22 protein-coding genes are annotated in these 22,270 nt (G+C 63.5%); 11 read left to right on the top strand and 11 right to left on the bottom strand.

Translation table 11 applies throughout. From position 1 onward, the window contains the following. Nucleotides 1-27: 27 nt before the first annotated feature. Nucleotides 28-1,254 carry a peroxidase family protein gene (locus GBJ34_RS04800; protein WP_151718137.1) on the bottom strand — a complete coding sequence of 409 codons (1,227 nt, stop codon included), beginning with the start codon at nucleotides 1,252-1,254 and terminating at the stop codon, nucleotides 28-30. 423 nt (nucleotides 1,255-1,677) lie between these two features. Next, nucleotides 1,678-2,592 carry a YcaO-like family protein gene (locus tag GBJ34_RS04795; protein ID WP_151718136.1) on the bottom strand — a complete coding sequence of 305 codons (915 nt, stop codon included), beginning with the start codon at nucleotides 2,590-2,592 and terminating at the stop codon, nucleotides 1,678-1,680. Between the two features lie 248 nt (nucleotides 2,593-2,840). Between GBJ34_RS04795 and GBJ34_RS04790 the strand changes: the two genes are divergently transcribed. From GBJ34_RS04790 to lptB, 5 genes are read left to right on the top strand one after another with little or no spacing between them, the layout of a single operon-like run. Further along, nucleotides 2,841-3,455 carry a ribonuclease D gene (locus GBJ34_RS04790; protein ID WP_151718135.1) on the top strand — a complete coding sequence of 205 codons (615 nt, stop codon included), beginning with the start codon at nucleotides 2,841-2,843 and terminating at the stop codon, nucleotides 3,453-3,455. Beyond that, nucleotides 3,436-4,413, top strand: coding sequence for a KpsF/GutQ family sugar-phosphate isomerase (locus tag GBJ34_RS04785; protein ID WP_151718134.1), 978 nt, complete (start codon nucleotides 3,436-3,438; stop codon nucleotides 4,411-4,413). The genes GBJ34_RS04790 and GBJ34_RS04785 overlap by 20 nt, the downstream gene beginning before the upstream one ends. A 10-nt stretch (nucleotides 4,414-4,423) precedes the next feature. Continuing rightward, the gene (locus tag GBJ34_RS04780; protein WP_151718133.1) at nucleotides 4,424-5,059 is read left to right on the top strand and encodes an LptA/OstA family protein; all 636 of its coding nucleotides are present in this window, start codon (nucleotides 4,424-4,426) and stop codon (nucleotides 5,057-5,059) included. 12 nt (nucleotides 5,060-5,071) lie between these two features. Continuing rightward, nucleotides 5,072-5,554: a lipopolysaccharide transport periplasmic protein LptA gene (gene lptA, locus GBJ34_RS04775; RefSeq protein WP_151718132.1), complete on the top strand. Its 483-nt coding sequence runs from the start codon at nucleotides 5,072-5,074 to the stop codon at nucleotides 5,552-5,554. After that, on the top strand, nucleotides 5,554-6,294 hold the full coding sequence (gene lptB, locus GBJ34_RS04770; protein WP_151718131.1) for an LPS export ABC transporter ATP-binding protein: 741 nt from the start codon (nucleotides 5,554-5,556) through the stop codon (nucleotides 6,292-6,294). The genes lptA and lptB overlap by 1 nt, the downstream gene beginning before the upstream one ends. Before the next feature lie 24 nt (nucleotides 6,295-6,318). Here lptB and GBJ34_RS04765 read toward each other — a convergent pair whose 3' ends face one another. Beyond that, nucleotides 6,319-6,555, bottom strand: a complete 237-nt coding sequence (locus tag GBJ34_RS04765) for a hypothetical protein (RefSeq protein WP_151718130.1) — start codon at nucleotides 6,553-6,555, stop codon at nucleotides 6,319-6,321. Between the two features lie 187 nt (nucleotides 6,556-6,742). Between GBJ34_RS04765 and hpf the strand changes: the two genes are divergently transcribed. Beyond that, nucleotides 6,743-7,318 carry a ribosome hibernation-promoting factor, HPF/YfiA family gene (gene hpf, locus GBJ34_RS04760; protein WP_151718129.1) on the top strand — a complete coding sequence of 192 codons (576 nt, stop codon included), beginning with the start codon at nucleotides 6,743-6,745 and terminating at the stop codon, nucleotides 7,316-7,318. 31 nt (nucleotides 7,319-7,349) lie between these two features. Then, nucleotides 7,350-7,814: a PTS sugar transporter subunit IIA gene (locus GBJ34_RS04755; RefSeq protein ID WP_151718128.1), complete on the top strand. Its 465-nt coding sequence runs from the start codon at nucleotides 7,350-7,352 to the stop codon at nucleotides 7,812-7,814. Between the two features lie 109 nt (nucleotides 7,815-7,923). Here GBJ34_RS04755 and GBJ34_RS04750 read toward each other — a convergent pair whose 3' ends face one another. The 8 genes from GBJ34_RS04750 to cysQ form a co-directional block, all read right to left on the bottom strand. Continuing rightward, a complete protein-coding gene (locus GBJ34_RS04750) occupies nucleotides 7,924-9,318 on the bottom strand; it encodes a nodulation protein NodH (protein ID WP_318843219.1) in 1,395 nt (464 codons plus the stop codon). A gap of 4 nt (nucleotides 9,319-9,322) precedes the next feature. Beyond that, nucleotides 9,323-11,020 carry a DUF5927 domain-containing protein gene (locus GBJ34_RS04745; protein WP_151718127.1) on the bottom strand — a complete coding sequence of 566 codons (1,698 nt, stop codon included), beginning with the start codon at nucleotides 11,018-11,020 and terminating at the stop codon, nucleotides 9,323-9,325. Next, nucleotides 11,017-12,027, bottom strand: coding sequence for a glycosyltransferase family 2 protein (locus GBJ34_RS04740; RefSeq protein ID WP_151718126.1), 1,011 nt, complete (start codon nucleotides 12,025-12,027; stop codon nucleotides 11,017-11,019). Before GBJ34_RS04740 ends, GBJ34_RS04745 begins: the two co-directional genes overlap by 4 nt. 7 nt (nucleotides 12,028-12,034) lie before the next feature. Beyond that, on the bottom strand, nucleotides 12,035-13,291 hold the full coding sequence (locus GBJ34_RS04735) for a glycosyltransferase family 4 protein (RefSeq protein WP_151718125.1): 1,257 nt from the start codon (nucleotides 13,289-13,291) through the stop codon (nucleotides 12,035-12,037). Nucleotides 13,292-13,297: 6 nt separating this feature from the next. Then, nucleotides 13,298-14,197: a UTP--glucose-1-phosphate uridylyltransferase GalU gene (gene galU / locus GBJ34_RS04730; RefSeq protein ID WP_151718124.1), complete on the bottom strand. Its 900-nt coding sequence runs from the start codon at nucleotides 14,195-14,197 to the stop codon at nucleotides 13,298-13,300. A 173-nt stretch (nucleotides 14,198-14,370) separates the two neighbouring features. Beyond that, nucleotides 14,371-15,636 carry a glycosyltransferase family 2 protein gene (locus GBJ34_RS04725; RefSeq protein ID WP_192931113.1) on the bottom strand — a complete coding sequence of 422 codons (1,266 nt, stop codon included), beginning with the start codon at nucleotides 15,634-15,636 and terminating at the stop codon, nucleotides 14,371-14,373. Continuing rightward, nucleotides 15,633-16,427, bottom strand: coding sequence for a 3-deoxy-manno-octulosonate cytidylyltransferase (locus GBJ34_RS04720; protein WP_151718122.1), 795 nt, complete (start codon nucleotides 16,425-16,427; stop codon nucleotides 15,633-15,635). The genes GBJ34_RS04725 and GBJ34_RS04720 overlap by 4 nt, the downstream gene beginning before the upstream one ends. Further along, on the bottom strand, nucleotides 16,424-17,236 hold the full coding sequence (gene cysQ / locus GBJ34_RS04715; protein WP_151718121.1) for a 3'(2'),5'-bisphosphate nucleotidase CysQ: 813 nt from the start codon (nucleotides 17,234-17,236) through the stop codon (nucleotides 16,424-16,426). Before cysQ ends, GBJ34_RS04720 begins: the two co-directional genes overlap by 4 nt. Before the next feature lie 138 nt (nucleotides 17,237-17,374). On the opposite strand from cysQ, the gene GBJ34_RS04710 reads away from it, so the two are divergent. The 4 genes from GBJ34_RS04710 to dnaJ all read left to right on the top strand — a co-directional run bounded on the left by GBJ34_RS04710 (nucleotide 17,375) and on the right by dnaJ (nucleotide 22,116). Next, nucleotides 17,375-18,193: an ABC transporter permease gene (locus GBJ34_RS04710; RefSeq protein ID WP_151718120.1), complete on the top strand. Its 819-nt coding sequence runs from the start codon at nucleotides 17,375-17,377 to the stop codon at nucleotides 18,191-18,193. Then, complete coding sequence (locus GBJ34_RS04705) at nucleotides 18,190-18,795, top strand: SH3 domain-containing protein (protein WP_151718119.1); 606 nt, start codon at nucleotides 18,190-18,192, stop codon at nucleotides 18,793-18,795. The genes GBJ34_RS04710 and GBJ34_RS04705 overlap by 4 nt, the downstream gene beginning before the upstream one ends. 181 nt (nucleotides 18,796-18,976) lie before the next feature. Continuing rightward, nucleotides 18,977-20,884, top strand: coding sequence for a molecular chaperone DnaK (dnaK, locus tag GBJ34_RS04700; RefSeq protein WP_151718118.1), 1,908 nt, complete (start codon nucleotides 18,977-18,979; stop codon nucleotides 20,882-20,884). 71 nt (nucleotides 20,885-20,955) lie between these two features. Continuing rightward, entirely contained in the window at nucleotides 20,956-22,116 is a 1,161-nt protein-coding gene (gene dnaJ / locus GBJ34_RS04695) for a molecular chaperone DnaJ (RefSeq protein WP_151718117.1), read from the top strand. The last annotated feature ends 154 nt before the right edge of the window (nucleotides 22,117-22,270 follow it).

Raw genomic sequence — 22,270 nt, 5'->3', positions numbered from 1 at the left:
CTTGGTTTCGGGCTGAGGCTTGTGGGCTCAGGCTTGCGGGGTCAGGTGACGGATCAGGGCAGGCAGCGTGTCGACCGCGTCAAGCGGTGTCGGGTCATTGACCTGTAGCGCCGCTTCGGCCGTCGTGATGGCTTGATGGACGGTAGCCATCACCAGAACCGATCCGAGCGCGCCAAGCCGGTGCCCGTCGCCATGTCCATCGGCGGTGCCTGACGCGGAGGTCGCGCCTGCCTCTGCCAAGATAAAAAGATAGAGAGGCGGATCATTGGCCAGATGCGGCGGGATCGCAAGGCCGCGCGTCAGGCAGAATTGCTGCATCAGGGCGCGCCGTCGCCGCAGGCTCCACAGGGTCCAGCCGGGGTTCTGCAACCGCCATTGCGGTGCCAGCTGACGCACAAGCGTCGCCAGCCCGGTCTGATTGACCTCGTCGGTGGTCAGGTCGACCCGGTCGAGACCCTCGGGCCGCATGGGCACCGCATCTTTGGCCAGATTATGCGGCTGGATCATCGGGATCGCCCCGGTCAAGGACAGCGCGCGTTGCGGCGGATGCCCCGGATCCAGAGCGAAGAAGTTGCGCCAGTCGATTCGCCAGAAATCCCGGTGCCCGGCCTCGTGTCGACGACGTTCGATATCGGTTTCGCCAAGCAGCAACTCGGCGATGGTTTCACAATCCTCGCCCAGCCGATATTGATCACGCATCATCCATTGCGTTGCGCGCAGGACATCGAGGCCAAGGCCTGCGGGAAAGCGGTCCGACGGATTTGCGGTGACGTCAGAGGGGCCTGCGGCGGGCAGACAGGTGTCAGATTGACAGAGGAGGGGCAGGCAAAGGCGGGGCAGGTAGTCGGCCCGCAATATCCGATGCCACATCCGCACAGTGGCAGCCCGGGCCGCGGGTCGCGCCTGTGGGGCGGCAAGGCTGCGCGTCAAGGCCCGTTCGCAGCTTTGCGCGGCTGCGATGAACAAGGCCGAAAGCTGTGCCAGCATCGGGCTCAGATCGTTGCGCAGATCGGGAATGGTGGCAATGCCCAGCCCCGGAATGCAGAAGGGGCGGGGCAGATCCGCGCTGAAGAAGGGAAATGTCGCCGGTCGGTTTGGGAACTGCCAGAGCATCGGGCCGTGCTGTGGCGCATCCAGCGGGCCAAGCAGGGTTTCCAGCGCCAAGGGCACGCAGGCCGGACGATCGGCCAAGCTGACCGCCGGTTTCAGGTCATGTCCCAGCAATTGACCGAGATAGGTATAGCCCGCGGGCATGGCGGTTTCCGGCCGGTCAGCAGATGCAAGGATATCAACCTCTGCCCCGCACCCGTGGGCGGCGTGCCGTGGATCATCGCCATGTCGATCCTGCATCCGAACTGCGGCGGGGACGGCAGGTTGGGCGGCCGAAAGGGCCGGTCCGCCTGCAAGGGCCAGTTGCGAAGGCGCGGATGGCCGCGGCGGATTGGACAGGGGATCAGCGTGCAGCGGCATGGCATATCTCGTCTCGGCCCGTGGTCGGGGCAGGCGAGCCGGAACGTCCGGCGGGAAGCACTGGTCTGGGCGTGATCGGCAGAACTGAAGGCGCGGGCGCGGCGATAGGGCAACCCGTGACGGGGCTGATGGGCAGCGAGAATGCGGGTTTCGCGTTAGTGCCGCGTCATTTCCGTTAGGGAAGCCTGTGTTTAAAGTCTCGCGATATCAGAAGGATGCCAAAAAGTCGCGCGCGGAAGGCCAATCGGGGCAAATAAAGCGGGCTGCTGCAATCTGAAGTTGTGGATGCGTCAGATCGGCATAGCCCACGCGCAGGCCGCGTGCGTGAAGCGCGTCCAGATCCGGCAATGGCAGTCGCCCTGCCGGGGCGGGGGCGGGAGCGGCTGCCAGAAGCGCGGGCAGGCGCCGTGCCAGCGTCACGGCCTGCCGGTTGCGTGCTGCGCAATCTGGATGATCCGGCGGCAGGAGCCAGGCCAGTTCTGCCTGGCACATCTCGCGCAGCGCGGCCTCGTCGGCTTCGGCCGGATCAGCCGCCGCCGCGCTGCCCATGGCGGCCTGTCCACCCTGCCCATCATCGCTGATGGCAAGACGGATATGGAGGGCACCGATAAAGGGCAGATTGAGCAGCAGGCTTTGTCGGGGGGCCGCAGCCCCCATGCGCAGCCGGAACAGAACGGGCGGCATCGACAGACGCGCCGCCGCCAAACGCCCCTGCCACCACAGTGCCAGTGCCGCGCGCTCTGCCCTTTCGCAAAGGGCCGCCCGTTGCGCGGCCGCCAGATCCGGCCCAACCGCAACTCCTTCGCTTCCCAGTCCGGGATCGGCGCGGGCGTCGGTGCAAATGACCTGTCCCCCGGACAGGACCGGGCAGGGGCCGCTGCCCGCATCGGGGTGCAGACAAAGGTTTTCGGCGATTTCGCCAAGGGCGCGGGCGCGGGCGGCAGGCCAATCAAGTCCCGTGCCGATGGCCTGCGCAAACAGGATCGGCCGTGCCCCGTGCCAATCCGCCGCTGCAATTGCAAGGCCGGGCGCGAAGGGCGACCGCAGCGCGCGCAGCCGGGTGTCGCGGGCAAGGGCCGCTATCGGTTCGGCCAGACGGGTGGCCAAAAGCGGAGCACTCATCCGCACCTCGCGCGCAGGGCTGTCGTCCGGGCTTGGGGGAGGGGCACCTCCCTCGCGACCGACCGGATCATCCAAGCGCCGGGTGAGCCGATTCGCAAGGCTGCAACTGCAGGTCGGCGCTGCCGGAAATACCGGCGGTTTCGCGCCGCCGGTGCCCCGGTCCTGGCCCCGATCCCCCGGTCCTGACGTTGACCCGCGCCGCGTGCGGGTCTATCCCGGTCGCACGCTGCCAGCGGAGGCCCTTTTTCTTGACGATCTACCTGCATCAGAATGACCTGCCCGACGGGCTGGACCTAGGCCCGGTTGTGGCCATCGACACCGAAACGATGGGCCTTGACCCGCGCCGCGACCGGCTCTGCGTGGTGCAGCTGTCATCGGGCAATGGCGATGCGCATCTGGTGCAGATCGCGCGCGGCCAGACCAGCGCGCCCAATCTGGAACGGATGCTGACTGATCCTGCGGTGATCAAGCTGTTCCATTTCGGTCGCTTCGACATTGCTGCGCTGAAACGCGCCTTTGGCGTTACCACCGCGCCGGTCTGGTGCACCAAGATCGCCTCGCGGATGATCCGCACCTTCACCGACCGCCACGGGTTGAAATATCTATTGGCCGAGCTGGTGGGTGTGGATGTCTCCAAGCAGCAGCAGACCTCTGACTGGGGTTCGGAAGAGCTGAGCGAGGCGCAGAAGGAATATGCGGCGTCGGACGTGCTGTATCTGCACAAATTGAAGACCGCGCTGGAGGTTCGGCTGATCCGCGAGGGGCGGATGGATCTGGCGCAAAGCTGCTTTGATTTTCTGCCGACGCGGGCCACGCTGGATCTGATGGGCTGGAATGAGCCGAATGACATCTTCCACCACTGAGCTGGCGAAGGATTTCCTGGCCATCGGCCGCCGGGTGATCCGGCAGGAATCCGAGGCGCTGGATCTGCTGGCCGATCATCTTGGCGACAGCTTCGTCGCGGCGCTGCGCCTGATCATGGGCGCGCGCGGCCGGATCATCGTCTGCGGCATGGGGAAATCCGGCCATATCGCCCGCAAGATCGCGGCGACCTTTGCCTCGACCGGGACGCCCGCGCAATTCGTGCATCCGGGCGAGGCGAGCCATGGCGATCTGGGTATGGTCACCGAACATGATGTTGCGCTGGTGCTGTCCAATTCCGGCGAGACGCCGGAACTTGCCGATATCATCGCCCATACCCGGCGCTTCAATATCCCGCTGATCGGTGTGGCGTCGCGGGAGGGGTCCACCCTGCTGCGGCAATCCGATGTGGCGATCCTGCTGCCCCCGGCACCCGAGGCCTGCGGCACCGGCATCGTGCCGACCACGTCGACCACCATGACGCTGGCGCTTGGCGATGCTTTGGCGGTGGCGCTGATGGAACATCGCCAGTTTACGCCCGACCAGTTCCGCGTCTTCCATCCCGGCGGCAAGCTGGGGGCAAAGCTGGCAACGGTGCGGCATCTGATGCATGGCGATCTGCCGCTGGTTGGCACTGAGACGCCGATGGGCGACGCGCTGCTGGCGATGAGCCAAAAGGGGTTCGGTGTGGTCGGTGTCACCGATGCCAATGGCCATCTGGCGGGCATCGTGACCGATGGTGACCTGCGTCGCCATATGAATGGCCTGCTGTCGCTGAGCGCGGGGCAGGTGATGACGCACAACCCGCGCACCATCGGCCCCGATGCGCTGGCGACCCGCGCCGTGGCGCTGATGCAGGAAAAGATGATCACCTCGCTTTTCGTGGTGGATCCCGAAGGCTCCACCCAGGTTGTCGGTCTGATCCATATCCATGACTGCCTGCGGGCGGGCGTGGTCTGACGGAGGGGCAATGGCGCGCGATCATCTGGACGGGCATTCGCGGCTGGTGGGCTGGCTGAAAGTGGCGCTGCCGCTTCTGGCGCTTGCCATCTTGTCGAGCCTGTTTCTGGTGGCCCGCACCATCGACCCCGAAGGCGCGATCACCATGAGCGAGGCGGAGCTTGCCGACCGGCTGCGCGAGCCGCGCATTTCGTCGCCCGCTTTTGCCGGGGTGACGCGCGACGGGGCGACCGTCTCGATCACGGCGGCGCAGGCCATTCCGGGGGCAGCGGACGGCCGCGGTGGCGGGGCCTCGGCCGAAAGCGTGCGCGCGCAGATGGAAACCCCGGACGGTGCGCGCAGCGTCATCACGGCGGGCGCGATGCAGATGTCGCCCGATGGCAAAAGCGCGCAGCTCGATCATGGCGTCTTGCTGGCCCATTCGCTGGGATATGAATTCCGCACCGACAGCATGACGGTTTCGCTGGATCAGGGCGGGGCAGAAAGCGCGGGCGCGGTCGAAGGCTTTGGCCCGCTTGGCACCTTGAGCGCGGGCCATATGGTGCTGACCCGGCCTGAGGCCGCGAAATCTGATCATCTTCTGGTTTTCAACGATGGCGTCCGCCTGATATACCAACCCGGCGCGCCAGCGGGCGCTGCTGACTGAAGGCTTCCCTCCATGTTCCGCCCGATCCTGATGATCTTGTTCTGTGCCCTTGCCCCGCTGCCCGTGCTGGCGCAGGCCAGTGTGAATTTCGGCGGGTTGAAACAGGATACGTCCCTGCCGGTGGAGGTGAAGGCCGACAGCCTTGCCGTCAATCAGGCCGATGGATCGGCGACCTTCAGCGGCAATGTGCTGGTGGGGCAGGGCGATATGCGGCTGGCCGCGCAGAGCGTCCGGGTCGAATATGGACAGGGTGGCAAAAGCATCGAGAAGCTACATGCCACGGGCGGCGTGACCCTGGCGTCGAAAACGGACGCAGCAGAGGCCAGCGAGGCGGTCTATACCATCGCAACCGGCGCGGTGGTCATGACCGGCAATGTGCTGCTGACCCAGGGCCAAAGCGCGATTTCTGGCCAGAAGCTGGTCATTGACCTGAAGGCCGGGACTGGCCGGATGGAAGGCGGGGTTTCCACCGTCTTTGTGCCGGGTGGCAATTGATGTCCGATGCGCTGCCTGAGGGCCTGACCGTCCGCAACCTGCGGAAAAGCTACAAGAAACGCCTCGTGATCCGCGATGTCTCGCTCAATCTTGCGCGGGGCGAGGTGGTTGCGCTGCTGGGGCCGAACGGATCGGGCAAGACCACCTGTTTCTATTCTATCGCAGGCCTGGTGACGCCCGAGGGCGGCGAGGTGGTGATTGACGGCAAGGATGTGACGGCGCTGCCGATGTATCGCCGCGCCCGTCTTGGCGTGGGCTATCTGCCGCAGGAAATGTCGATCTTTCGCGGGCTTTCGGTCGAGGACAACATCCTCGCCGTGCTGGAAATTCGCGAACGCGACAAGCACAGGCGCCGGGAGCGGTTGGAAGAGCTGCTGTCGGAGTTTTCCATCACCCATTTGCGGCGCGCGCCTGCGCTGGCCCTTTCGGGCGGGGAGCGGCGGCGCGCCGAGATCGCCCGTTGTCTGGCGGCCGAGCCGCGCTATCTGCTGCTGGACGAACCCTTTGCCGGGGTCGACCCGATCGCGGTGGGAGAGATTCGCCATCTGGTGCAGGATCTGAAAAGCCGTGGCCTTGGCGTGCTGATCACAGACCACAATGTTCGCGAAACGCTGGAGATCGTGGACCGTGCCTATATCTTGCATGACGGTCACGTCCTGATGAGCGGCACGACCGAAGAGATCGTGCAGGATGAAACCGTGCGCCGGGTCTATCTGGGGCCGAATTTCCGCATGGCCTGACCGCCCGCTGATGGCAGGTTCCGGTCATTTCTGGCCACCCCGTTCCGCCATCGGATCAAAGGCGGCAAACCCGATCTGATCGCGGCCCCATGCCACGCGGCCAGACAGCGACAGCCCCGCACGCGGGTCGCAAAGCCGCCCGGAAGCCATTGTTTGCACCCGGAAATATTCCTTATGGAACCATGGTTTGACGTTTTGGTCAAGCGCGGGCCCTGCGACGATGGGGATCGGCGGATCGGCGCTATGGGCAGTTGACAACATGGCCCGACCTGCCACCAAATACCCCTAATGCATGTGATACCCGCCTCCAGCTTCCACCCCATCCCGGCAGCCCTTGCCTGCCCGATGCGGGTGCGCCAGTGCCGGGGGCGCGGACCCATGTGAAGACCATCAGCGGGGGACCCGGCATGATGCAGGGTTTTCTGGCTGTTATCGCGAAGGAGGAGCCATGCGTTACCAGATCAGCGGAAAACAGATCGACATCGGTGAGGCGCTTCAGACCCATGTGAAGGCCGAACTGGGCGAGGTCATTGAAAAATATGCCCAACGTCCGACCGATGCAGTGATCGTGTTCTCCAAGAGCGCGCATGAGTATGTCTGCGAGGCCACGATCCACCTGTCGACCGGCCTGAATGCCGCGGCGAAAGGCAGCGCATCCGAGATCTACGCGGCTTTCGAGGCCTGCCGCGAGCGTCTGGACAAGCAATTGCGCCGCCACAAGCGCCGTTTGCGCGACCATCACAGCCGCCGCACGGCACCTGTTGAATTCGACGGAGGTTCCGCCTATATCCTCGCCCCGACCGAAGAGGGTGACGACTCCGATGCCGGAGAGCTGCAACCCATCGTGATCGCCGAGATGGAAACGAAGATTGCTTCGATTACCGTCGGCGAAGCGGTGATGCAGATGGAACTGGCAGGGCAGAAGATGCTTGTCTTCCGGAATGAAGGGCATGGGGGCGTGAATGTCGTATACCGTCGTGATGACGGCAATATCGGCTGGATCGACCCTCGCAACAGCAAGTGAAGCACCGTTCCGGTGCCTGGTGGACGACCTGATGGAACTTACGAAGATTCTCAATCCGCAAGCCGTTCGGGTCGTCAGTCAAATGACCAGCAAGAAGCGTCTCTTCCAGGAGTTGGGAGAGATCGCGGCACAGACCTATGGTCTGAACGCAGCGGTCGCCATTGATGGTCTGCAAGAACGCGAAAGCCTTGGCCCCACCGGCGTGGGCCATGGCATCGCGCTGCCCCATGCGCGGCTGGAAGAGGTTCCGGGAATCATCGGCATCTTCCTGCGTCTGGAAAAGCCGCTGGATTATGACAGCGTTGATCGCCAGCCGGTTGATCTGGTCTTTGGCCTGTTCGCCCCAAAGGAATCGGGGGTGGAGCATCTGAAGGCGCTGGCGCTGGTCAGCCGCACGATGCGCGACGCCGGGATCTGCACCAAGCTGCGGGCCAATACCGACCCGGCAAAACTTTACGCCATCCTGACCGAAAGCCGCGCCACCGCCGCGGCCTGAGGCAACAAAGGGCATATGAACCCGCTGCGGCGCAGGCCGCGCGGGGCTTTGTCACGCGCGATCCTCACAAATCAGGCAGGCACTGACGCATCCATGCAAAGGCTGGCGATCAGCCGCGCCAGCGGCCGAAGCCGAAGCCAAGATAATCGCGCGGGTAAGCATCGCGCGCGGCCTCTTCCAGATCCTTGTCCCAGATCTCGCGCAGCGCGAAGGGCAGGGGGCCCGAGGCATCGGGGGGCAGATCGGGGGCGGTGATGCCCAGATCGCTTGCCAGATATTCCAGCCCCTCGGCCAGCCGTTCTTCACGCAGCACCATGTCAGGTGTCTGGAATTGCGCAAAGCCTTGCAGCACCGCCGATTGGCTGGCCAGGCGTGGGTCGATCTTCTGGCCGGTCTGGCCGCCCAGATAGATCTTCAACCAGCGCAGGAAGGTCAGAAACCCCGCATGATGCGCATCAGCGGCGATGCCCTCGCCACGCGGCAAGTCCAGCCCATAGGCCTTGGTCATCAGCCGATAGAGATCGGTCTCGCCCGACAGCACCGCGCGGCAATAGCCGTCATGGGCACGGGCCAGCGGGTGGCGCAGCACGGTGAAGGCGCGGTGCGCGCCGCTTTGCCGCTTCCATTGCCGCAGGGTCTTTTGCACGAAATCGGTGATCAGCCCGCCGCGCCCCAACTGGCCCAGCCATTCGGTCACCTGCGCCTCCGGCGCGCCACGCATCGGCATGAACAGCAAGGGTGCATCAGCGGCGGCAATGAAGCCCGGGATCGCCGGTGCCCGGCGCGGCTCGAAATTCGGGGTGCGGGCCAGGTTGAAGCGATCGAGGCGCGACAGCGACGTCTCCATTTCGGCGGGGTTCAGCACCTTGTCGATCGCGGCATCGGGGTTCTGCTTTTTCAGCTTGGGGTCCAGCGCCTCCAGCCGTGCCTCAAGCCCCAGAAACGCCGCGAGGCCGTTCAGCACCTCAAGATCATTGAGGTCTTCGTAATCGATATAGAACGCGGTCTGGCCCGAGATCTGCAAGCCGCGCATCAGATCGATCTGGAAATCCTGCACCGCTTGCAGATGCCCCTCGAACTCTGCCGCGTTGAAACTGACGCGGGCGGTTTTCAGGTTCTTCGCATTGGTCAGGCGCCATTGATCGGTGGCCTGCGCGATCTTCAGGCTGACATAGCTTTCCATCGGGTTGCGGGTCAGGACGATCTTGGCGCAGGCCGGGTCTGCAAGCGTCTGCGCAATCACCCGCGCATCGTGATCGTGGAAGATGCGGAACCCCGCCAGCCCCTCGGTCTGGTCGCGCATCGCAGCCAGCACCGCCATCGGATCGGCCTCACGCGCGGCCAGATCAAAACCGAACATTTCGGGATTGTCGCGCTTGCCCATGAAATGCGGGTTGAACAACTCGCCATGGCAGGTCACGCCGGGCAGGGCATTCAGATTGGCTTCCAGAAAATTGGAGCCGGTGCGCATTTCCGCGAACATCACGAAAGAGGTGAATTTCACCACGTCATTTCACCAGATAGGGGCGGCCACGCCGCGAAGGCTGCGGGCGCGGGTCGTCGCCTGCCGGAAAATCGCCCATCAACACCGGCTGCATTCCCTGATTGCGCAGGTTCTGCAGGAATTGGCCAAATCCGGCCAGATCGGCCATGCGCGGTGCCTCGGTCACCCGGCGCAGGCTGCGCGGGCTGATTTCGTCGATGATGGTCTGCAAGGGTTCCATCGGGTTTTCGACAAATTCGGCCAGCGTCCAGATCCGCACCTTGGCCTTCACATTGGCCCCGCGCAGGATATCCAGATACTCGGCCTCGATCTTCTGCATCCGCGCGGCTTCCTTACGGATTTCGCCGAAATTGGCATTGGCGTGGAACAACGGCACCGCCCAGGCCCCGGAGATCACCGAGATCTGGGCATTGGGATCGCGCGCGAGGAAGGGCGCGATATCCTGCACATCATCGGGGCCGAACTGAAAACACTGCCGCTCGCCCCGCGTGTTCCAGATCAGGCTGACCAGAAAGCTGCGCGGGTTGTAGTCGCGCAGGCCCGCACTGTCGGACAGCGCACCGTTATAGACCGTCTCGCCGCCTGCATATTGCACCCGGTCGGGCGCAAACAGATGGCCATGCACCCGCGTGCCCGCGACCTTGCCCAACCAGATATCGAAATTTTCGAACAGATCGGCAAAGCCCTGAAACACCGAATAGGGGGCGGCCGTCATGCCGTTTTCCCAGTTCGACTTGGGGAAGCGGCTCTGCATGTAAAGCCCGGCCCGGCCCTTGGTCCGCCGCTCCACTGCCTTGGCGAACAGCCGGTCGATCTTGCCGGGATTGGGCTCGGCCGCCGCCTGTTTCCCCAGATCGGCAGACAGGAAGGTGCGATAGAGCTTGTCGGCCTGCGGCCAGATCTTGCGCGCGACAAAGCAGTCGGATTTGCGCAGAAGCTGCAGGTGATCGTCGTAGAAGATATGCGGCTTGCCCTGAAAATCGAATTTCGACAGCGTCAGCGAGCGGCTTTCGACATTGGCCGAGACCTGCCGCACCAGTGTCTGGAAATAGCTTTCATCCGGGATCCAGACGCGCTGGAAATAGCGGTCGTGCTCCGCCCGGTCCGGGCTTTCCAGAATCGCGCTTAGCGTCTGGCGGGTCAGGCACCACCACTGGCTGCCCAAGTGCGGCACCAGCCCCTTGGGGATGCGGCGGCGAAAGCGCAGGTTGCGTTGCAGCCGGACATAGCCGTCAAACAGCCGCCGCTGCTTGCGCCATGAAAACGGGAAGCGCAGGGTGAAACGTTCGATATTCAGCCCACCGACCGTCCAGCCGACATCCTCGGTCGTGACGCTTTCGATGAAATCGGTGCGCGGGCGGCCATCCAGATAGGCCACCAGTTCGGTCACCGGGCGCAATGGCAGGCACGAGCCGGAGGCGAGGTAGACGTGACGCACGCCGGGAAATTCGTGCAGCATTAGGCTGGAGGCGGCCTGAGTTGCCGCGACCAGCCCCCATGTGCCCCATTCGCAGGAAAACCGTTCGCTGAAGCGGATATCGGCCACGCCTTCCAGATCCCGCCGCATCCGTTCAAACGGGCGACGGCGCACCCGTTTGTCGACATGGATCACCACCGGACAGCCATGCGCCGCCCAATGCCGGGCCACCTGAGCGGCCCGGTCCAGCGCGGTATGGCAGAGCATGACAAAGCCCACGCTCATGCCCAGTTGCCCTTGGACATGAGGCCCAGAATCTCCAGCTGGCGCCAGTTGATGTATTTCTCGCTCCACTTGCACCAGAAGTCCGGGCTTGCGGCCATGCCTTCCTGATAGGCGCGATACTCGTGGCTGTTGGCGTAATGCTGCTTGCGGTCCATCTCCTCTTGCGCCTTGGCGGCGAAAGTGTCGATGAACTTGGCGTGGAGCAGACAGCCCGAGGCCTTTTCGCCGCCCCATTCATCATAGACAAAATTCAGCCCGCGCGGCAGCAGCATATGGGTGGAACTGACATAGGCATAGCTGCGATGCCATTTCACCAGCGGGATCTTGTTCAGCGCCGGGGCCCGTTCGGGCGTGTCGCCAAAGAACATCCGCGCCCGTGGCCCGCCCTGGATCCATAGGTTTCCATAAGACGGGTTCTTGGTCATCGTGTAATTGCCGCTGTCGAACCAGTGGGCAATGTCGAGTGGATCCTGCCCTTCTTGATAAGGGCTGCGGCTGATCGGCCCCTTGGGATACATGTCCAGCATCATCGCCGGGAACGACTTGATCGAGCTGGCATCAAGCCAGTCGGTCAGCGCCCTGAGGGGCCTTGTGTCACAGAATGGGTAGACCAGAAATTCATCTGGGTCGACGACCACCGCCCAATGGCCATGGGCATAGCGCATCAACAGCCAGTTCACCCAGTCGATGCCGAAGCGCGACCGTTTATAGCTGTGTTTCGTGGTCCAGACCGAGACGTCGGCCTGTTCAGCCAGATATTCGCGCGAGCCATCATCGCTGTCATTGTCCACGAACAGGAAATGATTGACACCGAGATCGCGGTAGTAGCGCAGGAACCAGGGCAGGCGCACCTTCTCATTGCGAATGGTGGAGACCAGCAACAGGTCCGAGGCGCGGATATTCATCACCCGGCTGACAACAGGCGTCAGTTCCCTCCGCTTGCGGAAGGCCCTGATGCGCCAGCGTTTGCGCGCCAGCCGCAGCCGGTATGTCGTCAGAATCCCCACGCGCTGCTTACTCCGGCCGGTTGCCCCCGCCAACCTGGCAGATGATGTTTAACACTGCGTTGAAATGGCTCTCCCACCCCGGCACCCCAAGCGGCGCTTGCCGCGCAGCTTTCCCACTCGCACATTCTTCTTCCGGCTTGTGGCTTGCCGCCAGTCGCCCGATTGTTTCCATCCAAGAATAAACATCTGTTCTGTCAAGGTAAACCGCATAGTCACCAAGGGTTTCCCGGAAGACTGGCAGATCGGAGACGATGACAGGCACACCAAGGCTTGCCGCCTCAAGCGGGGGCAGGCCATAGCCTTCGGCATGGCTGGGCAGCAGCAGGCCCGCTGATCGCTGCATCAAGTTGGTCAGCGCACCGTCTGACAACCCGGATGCCTCGATGATGCCATCAGGGCGGGCGTCCAGCCGCTGGAACACCGTGTGATTGCGCCAGCCCCGGCTGCCCGCGATCAACAGTTGTGGCAGCGTTCCCGGCGGGTGCTGCAAGGCCAGCCTGTCCCAGACGTCCAGCAGCAGGTCGTGGTTCTTGCGCGGCTCGATCGTGCCAAGGATCACGAAAAAAGGGCGTGTTCGATCCAGTCCGGGTGGGTCGACGGGCACAGGCGGGGCGCTTGTGATGCCAAGCGGCGCGACAAGGCCCGGCGGCACGCGGCCCATACGGGCAAAATGCTCCTCGGTCAGCCTGCGTGCGGCTTGCGTGCTATGCACCACCAGATCGGCGCGGCCAGACACCGCCGCCATCTTGCGGGCGAAGGTTTCAGGAATCCCGGGGCGGGTGAACTCCGGGTGATCGAGCGGGATCGTGTCATGGACCAGCACGGTCAGGTGGCCGGGCAGGGCCGCCATGACCTGCGGAGTCAGATTGGCGTGGCCCATGTTGAAACAGGCGCAGCCATCGGGCAGATGGCGGCGCAGCATCCGCTTCAGTCCTGGTATCAGGCAATGTGCGATGGCGGCCCGGCGTGCCTCGGCTTCGGCCTGTGCGCGCAAGGGATCGCGTCGCCGCCCGATGCGCCCGGCCAGATCGGCGGGGCCAAGCGGGGTGCCATGAGCCATGTCAACGATCCGCGCAGCACCGCGCCCGTCCAGCAGGCAAAAGCCCCAGGCGGTGCGCACCAATGCAAAAAGGGGGATGCCCTCGCGGGCCTCCCCCTCCAGCAGTCTTTCGGCCCAAGCCAGTTCGACACGGTCGACGCCGGTCAAGGCCTCCCGTCCCAGCCGCGACACCAGTCGCGTAAGGTCCAGAAGGCGGGCCCGCATCGCGACTTACTGCGCAGCCTTTTGCTGGGCGACAACGTCATCCAGATACAGGCCGAACTCTTCGCTCAGGTCGGGGCGCGACAGGCCGAAGGCCACGGTCGCTTGCAGGAACCCGGCCTTGGAGCCGCAGTCATAGCGCTGCCCCCGGAAGCGGAAGCCATAGACGCCGGTGCCTTCGGACCCGATTTCCTCGGCAATGGCATCGGTCAACTGGATCTCGCCGCCCGCACCTTGCTTCATCTTGTTCAGATTGTTCATGACCTTTGGCGACAGGATGTAACGCCCGATCACCGCGAGATTGGAAGGGGCTTCCTCGGCCTTGGGCTTTTCAACCATGCCTTTGGCCCGCACCATCGAACCCATGTCCTCGTCAATGTCGAGAACGCCATAGCTGGAGGCTTTGGCCGGGGGCACTTCCATTGCGGCGACCATATTGCCGCCGGTTTCCTCATAGGCCTCGACCATCTGCTGCAGGCAGGGCTTTTCAGAGGCGATCACGTCATCGGGCAGCAGAACCGCGAAGGGCTCGTTGCCGACCAGGCGACGGGCGCACCATACTGCATGGCCCAGACCCATCGGGCGGTTCTGGCGGACATAGGCGATGGCGCCGCTGTCCATATTGGTGCTTTTCAGGGTTTCCAGCAGTTCGGTCTTGCCCGCGCGCTTCAGCGTGTTTTCCAGCTCGGGTGCGTGGTCAAAGTAATCCTCCAGCGCGGATTTGCCGCGCGAGGTGACGAAGATGAATTCCTTGATGCCTGCGGCGCGCGCCTCATCGATCGCGTATTGGATCAGCGGGCGGTCCACCAGCGTCATGATCTCTTTCGGGATCGACTTGGTTGCAGGAAGAAAGCGTGTGCCCATACCCGCAACCGGGAAGACAGCTTTCGTGACCTTTCTCGACTTCATGATCAGCTCGATTCTCTGGGACTGATTTCGTTGGATATATCGTCTGCACGGTAATCACGTGTCATAATAGGGGAAACACCGGGATTTTGCAGCGAAATTCGCAAAACTGCATTCATGGCTGGTGCGATGCAGAAATCTTGTGCCTTCATGTCATGGCTGGAAAAAACTGCAAGTCATGATCGGCGTTCATCATTCATTCGGCGGAAATTTGCCCAGTTTTCGGCTTCTGTGGCGATTCTTTCCGCGAAGCGCCACCATCGAAAGGCGGGCTGGTTGCGCTGCGAGGGGCCGAACAGCCCGCCGGTTTGTTGCCACCATCCGTCGGGATGAAAGCGCATGTGGTGGCGCAGGCTGGTCGGTGAGAGGCGGATCAGGGTCGAAATTGCACCTTCGGCGACGGCACTGCGCGCCTGGGCTTCGAGCTTGCGGGCCTGCCAGATCCGGCCTGCGATCAGTCGCCCCGGGCGGGGGCCGGTGCCGGGCAGCGGCAGAAAGCCGGTCTGTGGGGCGGGCAGGGGGGGCAGGTCGGTCAGCACCCGGCGCGCGCCTTCGGCCAGACCCTGTTCCAGCGTCAGCAAAAGCTGTTCCACCGCGCGTGGCTCGATCCGCCCTTCAACCATCAGGCGCAGGGCGCGGCGGCGCTGATCGGCGCGGAGCAGTTCCGTCCCTTGCGCCCAAAGCCGCTCTGGTGCGTGGCGGCGCAGGAAGACCATGCTGGAGGCACCGATTTCATGCAGCGACAGCGGCACCCTGTCGGCGCGGCGGCGGTCGCTGGCCGCAAAGCCGTGATGCACCTGCGCATCGGGGATCACCGCCGTAAGGCCGCGCCCGACCAGCCGCATATTCACATCTGCTTCATCCAGATAAAAGCGATAGGCGGGGTCAAAGCCGCCGATGGCCCGCAAGGTCTCGGCCCGAAAGGCGCAATTGGTGCCCTGTGTCTTGATGGCGCGATCGGTCCGGGCCGCCAGCAAGGCCGGCGCGGTGACTTCAAGCGGATGATCCTGCCCCAGATGATCGAGCTCTGACGCCCGCCATTGAAAGGAAAAGCCGTTCCGCCCACGCACAAATCCGGTGGCGGCCACCACGCTTGCCTCGGCAAAGGGGGCGATCAGACGGCTGGCCCATGTCGGCTCGGCGGCCGCATCATCATCGATGAAGGCCACGACCTGTCCGGCGGCCCGCGCCAGCCCCAGATTGCGGGCCAGCGATATGTTGCCACCCGGATTTTCAAGGATATGCCCGGCCCAACCCGCCGCCTGCATCTTGGCCTGCGTCTGTGCGCAGGCCGCAGGGTCGGCCACAACGATCAGCTCCAGCGCAGGGTGATCCTGTTGCGACAGGGCGGTAAGGCAGCGGCGCAGGTCTTGCGGCCGCTGCCAGCTAACCACGATCACCGAAACCGTGAGAGGTGCCGAGACCGTGGGCCGCGCTGTCACTGTGCTGCCATCTCGGCCATCATGGCCTCGATCCGGGGCACGTCTTCGGGGTTGTTCAACTCCCAGAACTGGCGACCTTTGGCCTCGACCTCGACGCAAAGCACATTGCGGCCCTGTTCCAGAAAGCGCAGCTGCTCCAGCCCTTCCAGAACCTCCAGCGGGCCGATGGGCCAGCTTGGATAGGCGCGCAGCGCACGCGGGCGATAGGCATAGACGCCGACATGGTGAAAGACCGGGGTCGGATCGTCATCGGCATAGGTCTTGCCGGTATAGGGGATCACCTCTTTGGAGAAGTAGAGTGCCCGCCCGCCGGTGCCGAACACCGCCGTGGTGCCGCCAACGCGCCCCGCCCGTCGATCGGCCAGAAAGCCGCTGACCGCGCGCCCGTCACAGCGCAGCACCGGCGTTGCGATATCGGCTTGCGTATCGGCACGCAGACCGGCGATCAGGTCTTCGACGAACCAGGCCGGCGTCAGCGGCGCGTCGCCCTGCAGGTTCACCACCATCTCGAAACCCGGCAGCTTGGCGGCCACTTCAGCACAGCGTTCGGTGCCGTTCTGGCAGGCGCTGGAGGTCATCACCACCTCGGCGCCAAAGCCTTCGGCATGGGCCTTGATGCGGTCATCATCGGTCGCAACCACGACACGGTCGGCGCCCTGCACGGCTTTCGCGGCCTCCCAGCTGCGCTGGATCAGGGTCTTGGCCCCGTCCGGGCCATTCAGCACCACCAGCGGCTTGCCGGGATAGCGGGTGGAGGCATAGCGAGCGGGAATGGCGATCAGGACGCTCATTTTTCAGCCTCAATACCGGCTTTCAATGCAACGCCGGGCGCATAGGCGATGAAGAACGGGTTGTCCCAGCCTGCCTTGCCATAGGCCAGCGGTGTGTGGTCATCAAAGCGCACCACCTGGCCGCCCGCGCCGCGCAGCACCGCATCGCCCGCTGCCGTATCCCATTCCATCGTGCGGCCAAGGCGGGGGTAAAGGTCGGCCTCGCCCGTCGCCACCAGACAGAATTTCAGCGAAGACCCGGCCGAGCGCATGTCCTTCACGCGGTATTTGTGGATGTATTCATCTGTTGCCGCATCGCGATGCGATTTCGACGCCACCACCAGCAGCGCATCATTGTCGGGGATCGACACGCCGATCCGGCGCAGCGTGCCGGGATATTGCTTGTCGAGCGTGCCGGTCTCCTCCACCGCCGATCCGTCGGCCTGGGTGTAGAACAGCCGTCCCTGCGCCGGGGCATAGACCACGCCACGCAGCGGCACGCCGTTCTCGACATAGGCGATGTTCACGGTGAAATCGCCGCGACGCTGGATGAATTCCTTGGTGCCATCCAGCGGATCGACGATCAGGAAAGTCTCGGCGCGCAGGGCGTGGCTGTTGGCCTGTTCCTCGGTGATCAACGCGATGTCGGGAAATTCGGCCTGAAGACCTGCCGAGATGATCGCATCGGCGGCCTCGTCAGCCTCGGTCACTGGCGAGGCATCGCCCTTGGATTTTACCTCGAATTCAGGGGAATTATAGACCTCCATGATCCGGTCACCGGCTTCAAGGGCAAGGCGACGCAGGGTGGGGACAAGGCGGTCGAAATCCATCAGGCAGCTCCGTAGGGCGGTCTCCGCAGCGTGACACACGCGCGGTTGCGAAAAAATCCGTTGCTCCTTATCATGGCTTGCTAAGGGAACGGCAAGATTTCCCGCACAGAATGCGCAAAACCCGTGAGGTCAGGCAGCATGTTCGAGGCGGACAGACCGCGATCCTTTCTTGGCTCTGGCATTGCCACGCTGGAACTCATCTTCCATGCCGCCGTCCGGCATGTGCGCAAAAGCCATGGCAATGCGATCATCGGGCTGCTGCTGAACATCTTCCAGACCGTGCTGCTGATCGTTGTCTTTTACACGATGATGAACCTTCTGGGCGGCCGGTCGGCGATCCGTGGCAATTTCGTGCTTTATGTGATGTCTGGGGTCTTCATGTTCATGACCCATACCAAGGCGCTTGGGGCCGTGGCCGGGTCTGAGGGACCGACCTCGCCGATGATGCTGCACCGGCCGATGAATACCATCGTCTCCATCGGATCTGCCGCGCTCAGTGCGCTTTATCTACAGGTCCTGTCGGCGGCCTGCGTGCTTTATGTCTATCACGCGGCCTTCACGCCGATCTCGATCCATGAGCCGATCAAGACCGTGGGGATGCTTGTGCTGTCCTGGGCCTCGGGCGTGGGGATCGGCATGATCTTTCTGGCGGTCAAGCCCTGGGCCCCCGATGTGTTCCAACTGGTCAGCCAGGTCTATATGCGGGCGAACATGATCTTTTCCGGCAAGATGTTTGCCGCGAACACGCTGCCCGCCAACCGCAGACAGTGGTTTGACTGGAATCCGCTGTTCCATACCATCGACCAGGGGCGCGGGCATATCTTCCTGAACTACCACCCGCATTACAGCTCCATCAGCTATCCGATCAAGGTGACGATCGCCTGTATCATGATCGGGCTGATGGCGGAGTATTTCACCCGGCAGCATATTTCGGCCAGTTGGGGTGCCAAACGATGATGCGTGCGCTTGCGCTTTGTCTGATGCTGGCGGGCCCCGCCGCGGCGGATGGTCTTCCTGCGCTTTATGATGTGCAGGGTGTGGCAGACTGGGACGTGCTGAATGTGCGGGCGGAGCCTTCGTCTCGGGCGGCGGTGGTGGCGCAACTTGCCCCTGATGCCCGCGCGGTGGAGGTTGTGCGCCAGCAGGGCAATTGGGGCCAGGTCAACAAGGGCGATGGCGCGGGTTGGGTCTATATGAAATATATGGCCCGCAGAACGGGCGAAGACTGGTGGCAGATCCAGGACGCGTTGCACTGTTTTGGCACCGAGCCGTTCTGGTCGCTGACCCTGCGCCCGCGTCAGGGGGATGCGCGCCGCGAAGAGCCGGGTCTGCCGGCACAGACCCTTGCCCTCGGGGCGGTCTCGGGGGCCGATGGGCAGGCATATGCCAGCTTTGGTGATGCCGCGCAGGGCGGCGATCTGAGGCTGGAGGCGGGCAGCTGCTCTGACGGGATGAGCGATCGCAGCTACGGCATCCGTGTTGCGGGACATCTGCGCCCGGGGCTTGCTGGCACCGCAGGCGAGGCTTCGCTCAGCGGTTGCTGTTCCGTCGAGCCCTGAGCAAATTTCCCCTCATTCGACGGGCTTTCACGCCTTTGTCATGCTTGCAGGGCCTGCGGGGCCTGCCTATATACGCCACGAAGCCGGTTGGGGCAGGCCGCCCCGCCGCTCAACTGGGATCGGGGACGGAGGCCTTGTCAGGCTCTGCCCCCATAACATCGCCGAAAGAAGAGGTAGCAATATGGCCAAAGTCATCGGGATCGACCTCGGGACCACGAACTCCTGCGTTGCCATCATGGATGGGTCGCAGCCGCGCGTCATCGAGAACTCCGAAGGGGCACGCACCACCCCCTCCATCGTGGGCTTTACCGAAACGGAACGTCTGGTCGGCCAGGCCGCCAAGCGTCAGGCCGTGACCAACCCCGCTAATACCGTCTTTGCCGTGAAACGCCTGATCGGGCGCCGCGTGACGGATGCCGAGGTGGAAAAGGACAAGAAGCTGGTCCCCTATTCCATCGTGAACGGCGGCAATGGTGACGCCTGGGTCGAAGTGCGCGGCGACAAATATTCGCCCGCGCAGGTTTCGGCCATGATCCTGCAAAAGATGAAGGAAACCGCCGAATCCTATCTGGGTGAAACCGTCACCCAGGCCGTGATTACGGTTCCCGCCTATTTCAATGATGCGCAACGTCAGGCCACCAAGGACGCGGGCAAGATCGCGGGCCTGGAAGTGCTGCGCATCATCAACGAACCGACCGCCGCAGCACTTGCCTATGGGCTCGACAAGAAAGACACCAAGACCATCGCCGTCTATGACCTTGGCGGCGGCACTTTTGATATCACCATTCTGGAGATCGATGACGGTCTGTTCGAGGTGAAATCGACCAATGGCGACACCTTCCTGGGTGGCGAAGATTTCGACATGCGCATCGTCCAGTATCTGGCCGATGAGTTCAAGAAAGAGCATGGCGTCGATCTGAGCCAGGACAAGATGGCGTTGCAGCGCCTGAAGGAAGCCGCTGAAAAGGCGAAGATCGAGCTGTCCTCGTCGAGCCAGACCGAGATCAACCAGCCGTTCATCTCGATGGACCGCAACTCGGGCACGCCGCTGCACATGGTGATGAAGCTGACCCGCGCCAAGCTGGAAAGCCTGGTCGATGATCTGGTCAAGCGTTCGATGAAACCGTGCCAGGCCGCGCTGAAGGATGCAGGCCTGTCGATCAGTGACATCGACGAAGTCGTGCTGGTCGGCGGGATGACCCGGATGCCGCGCGTGATCGAAGAAGTCACCAAGTTCTTCGGTAAGGAGCCGCATAAGGGCGTGAACCCGGACGAGGTCGTGGCGCTTGGCGCGGCGATCCAGGCAGGCGTTCTGCAGGGCGACGTGAAGGACGTGGTTCTGCTCGACGTGACCCCGCTTTCGCTGGGTATCGAGACGCTGGGCGGTGTGTTCACCCGTCTGATCGACCGCAACACCACGATCCCGACCAAGAAGAGCCAGGTCTTCTCGACCGCCGAGGACAATCAGAACGCGGTGACCATCCGCGTGTTCCAGGGCGAGCGTGAAATGGCGGCCGACAACAAGCTGCTGGGCCAGTTCAATCTGGAAGACATCCCGCCCGCCCCGCGCGGCCTGCCGCAGATCGAGGTCACCTTCGACATCGACGCCAACGGCATCGTCAGCGTCTCGGCCAAGGACAAGGGCACCGGCAAGTCGCAGAACATCACGATCCAGGCTTCGGGCGGTCTGTCCGATGACGAGATCGACAAGATGGTGCGTGACGCTGAGGCCAATGCCGAAGCCGACAAGGCCCGCAAGGAGCTGGTCGAGGCCAAGAACCAGGGCGAAAGCCTGCTGCACTCGACCAAGAAATCGCTGTCCGAACATAGCGACAAGGTCGATCCGTCGACCGTCGAGGTGATCGAACTGGCGATGAGCGCGCTGGAAGACACGCTGAAGACCGAGGATGCCGGCAAGATCAAGGGTGGCATCCAGAACCTGACCGAAGCCGCCATGAAGCTGGGCGAGGCGATCTACAAGGCGCAGGCGGCTGAGGCCGACGGTGCCGAGGAAGACGGGCCGCGCGCAGCGGATGATGACATCGTCGATGCCGATTTCGAAGATCTCGGCGAAGGCAAGCGGAAGTAAGACCGCTGGAAACGGCAAGGGGGCGGTCCGGTGACGGGCCGCCCTTCTCCGGTTCCTGAAAGGGATGATCCATGGCGAAACGTGACTATTACGAGGTGCTGGGCGTCTCGCGCGGGGCTTCCGCAGAAGAGCTGAAAAAGGCCTATCGCCAGAAGGCCAAAGAGCTGCATCCCGACCGCAATGCCGACAACCCGGAGGCGGAGTCTCAGTTCAAGGAAGTGAACGAGGCTTATGACGTGCTGAAGGATGCCGACAAGAAGGCCGCCTATGACCGCTTTGGTCATGCGGCCTTTGACGGCGGCATGGGCGGTGGCGGTCAGCGCGGCGGCTTCCATGGCGGGGGCAATGGCGATTTCGCCAGCGCCTTCTCGGATGTGTTCGAGGATCTGTTCGGCGATTTCATGGGCGGTCGCGGCGGTGGTGGCGGTGGCCCCCGGTCGCGCGCGCAACGCGGTTCGGATCTGCGCTACAATCTGCGGGTGACGCTGGAAGAGGCCTATAAGGGCGTTCAGAAGACCATCAATGTTCCGGCTTCTGTCAGCTGTGACAGCTGCCACGGCACGGGTGCCGAAGGCGGGGCCGAGCCTGTGACCTGCCCGACCTGTTCGGGCATGGGCAAGGTGCGGGCGCAGCAGGGCTTTTTCACGGTCGAACGCACCTGTCCCACCTGCAACGGCATGGGGCAGATGGTGAAGAACCCCTGCAAGGTCTGCGGGGGCGCAGGGCGCATCGAGAAAGAGCGCGCGCTGTCGGTCAATATCCCGGCCGGGGTGGAGACCGGAACCCGCATCCGTCTGGCGGGTGAGGGCGAGGCGGGGCTGCGCGGTGGTCCGACGGGAGATCTCTATATCTTCATCGAGGTGCGCGAGCATCCGATCTTCCAACGCGATGGCGCGCATCTGTTCTTCCGCGTGCCGGTGCCGATGACCACGGCCGCCATGGGCGGCGAGGTCGAGGTGCCGACCATCGATGGCGGACGTTCGCGCGTGAAGGTGCCTGCTGGCAGCCAGACCGGCAAGCAGATGCGGCTGCGCAGCAAGGGGATGCCCGCCTTGCGCGGTGGTGGCATCGGCGATCTGCTGATCGAACTGGTGGTGGAAACCCCGGTGAACCTGACCGCGCGGCAGAAGGAATTGCTGCGCGAGTTCGAGAAACTGTCGGAAGAAAACAACCCGGAAGGTTCCAGCTTCTTCAAGAAGGTAAAGAGTTTCTGGGATGGCATGAAAAGCTGACAAGAAAAGGGTGCCTCCGGGCACCCTTTTTCATTGGATTTCGGGGCAAGCTGCGGGATCAGCCTCTCAGCCTCTCAGCCTCTCAGCCTCTCAGCCTCTCAGCCTCTCAGCCTCTCAGCCTCTCAGCCTCTCAGCCTCTCAGCCTCTCAGCCTC

Source organism: Gemmobacter serpentinus, from assembly GCF_008973825.1.
GTDB classification, from domain to species: domain Bacteria; phylum Pseudomonadota; class Alphaproteobacteria; order Rhodobacterales; family Rhodobacteraceae; genus Gemmobacter; species Gemmobacter serpentinus.
Note: the sequence above shows the minus strand (reverse complement) of the source record. Positions and strands in the feature narration are given on the sequence as shown.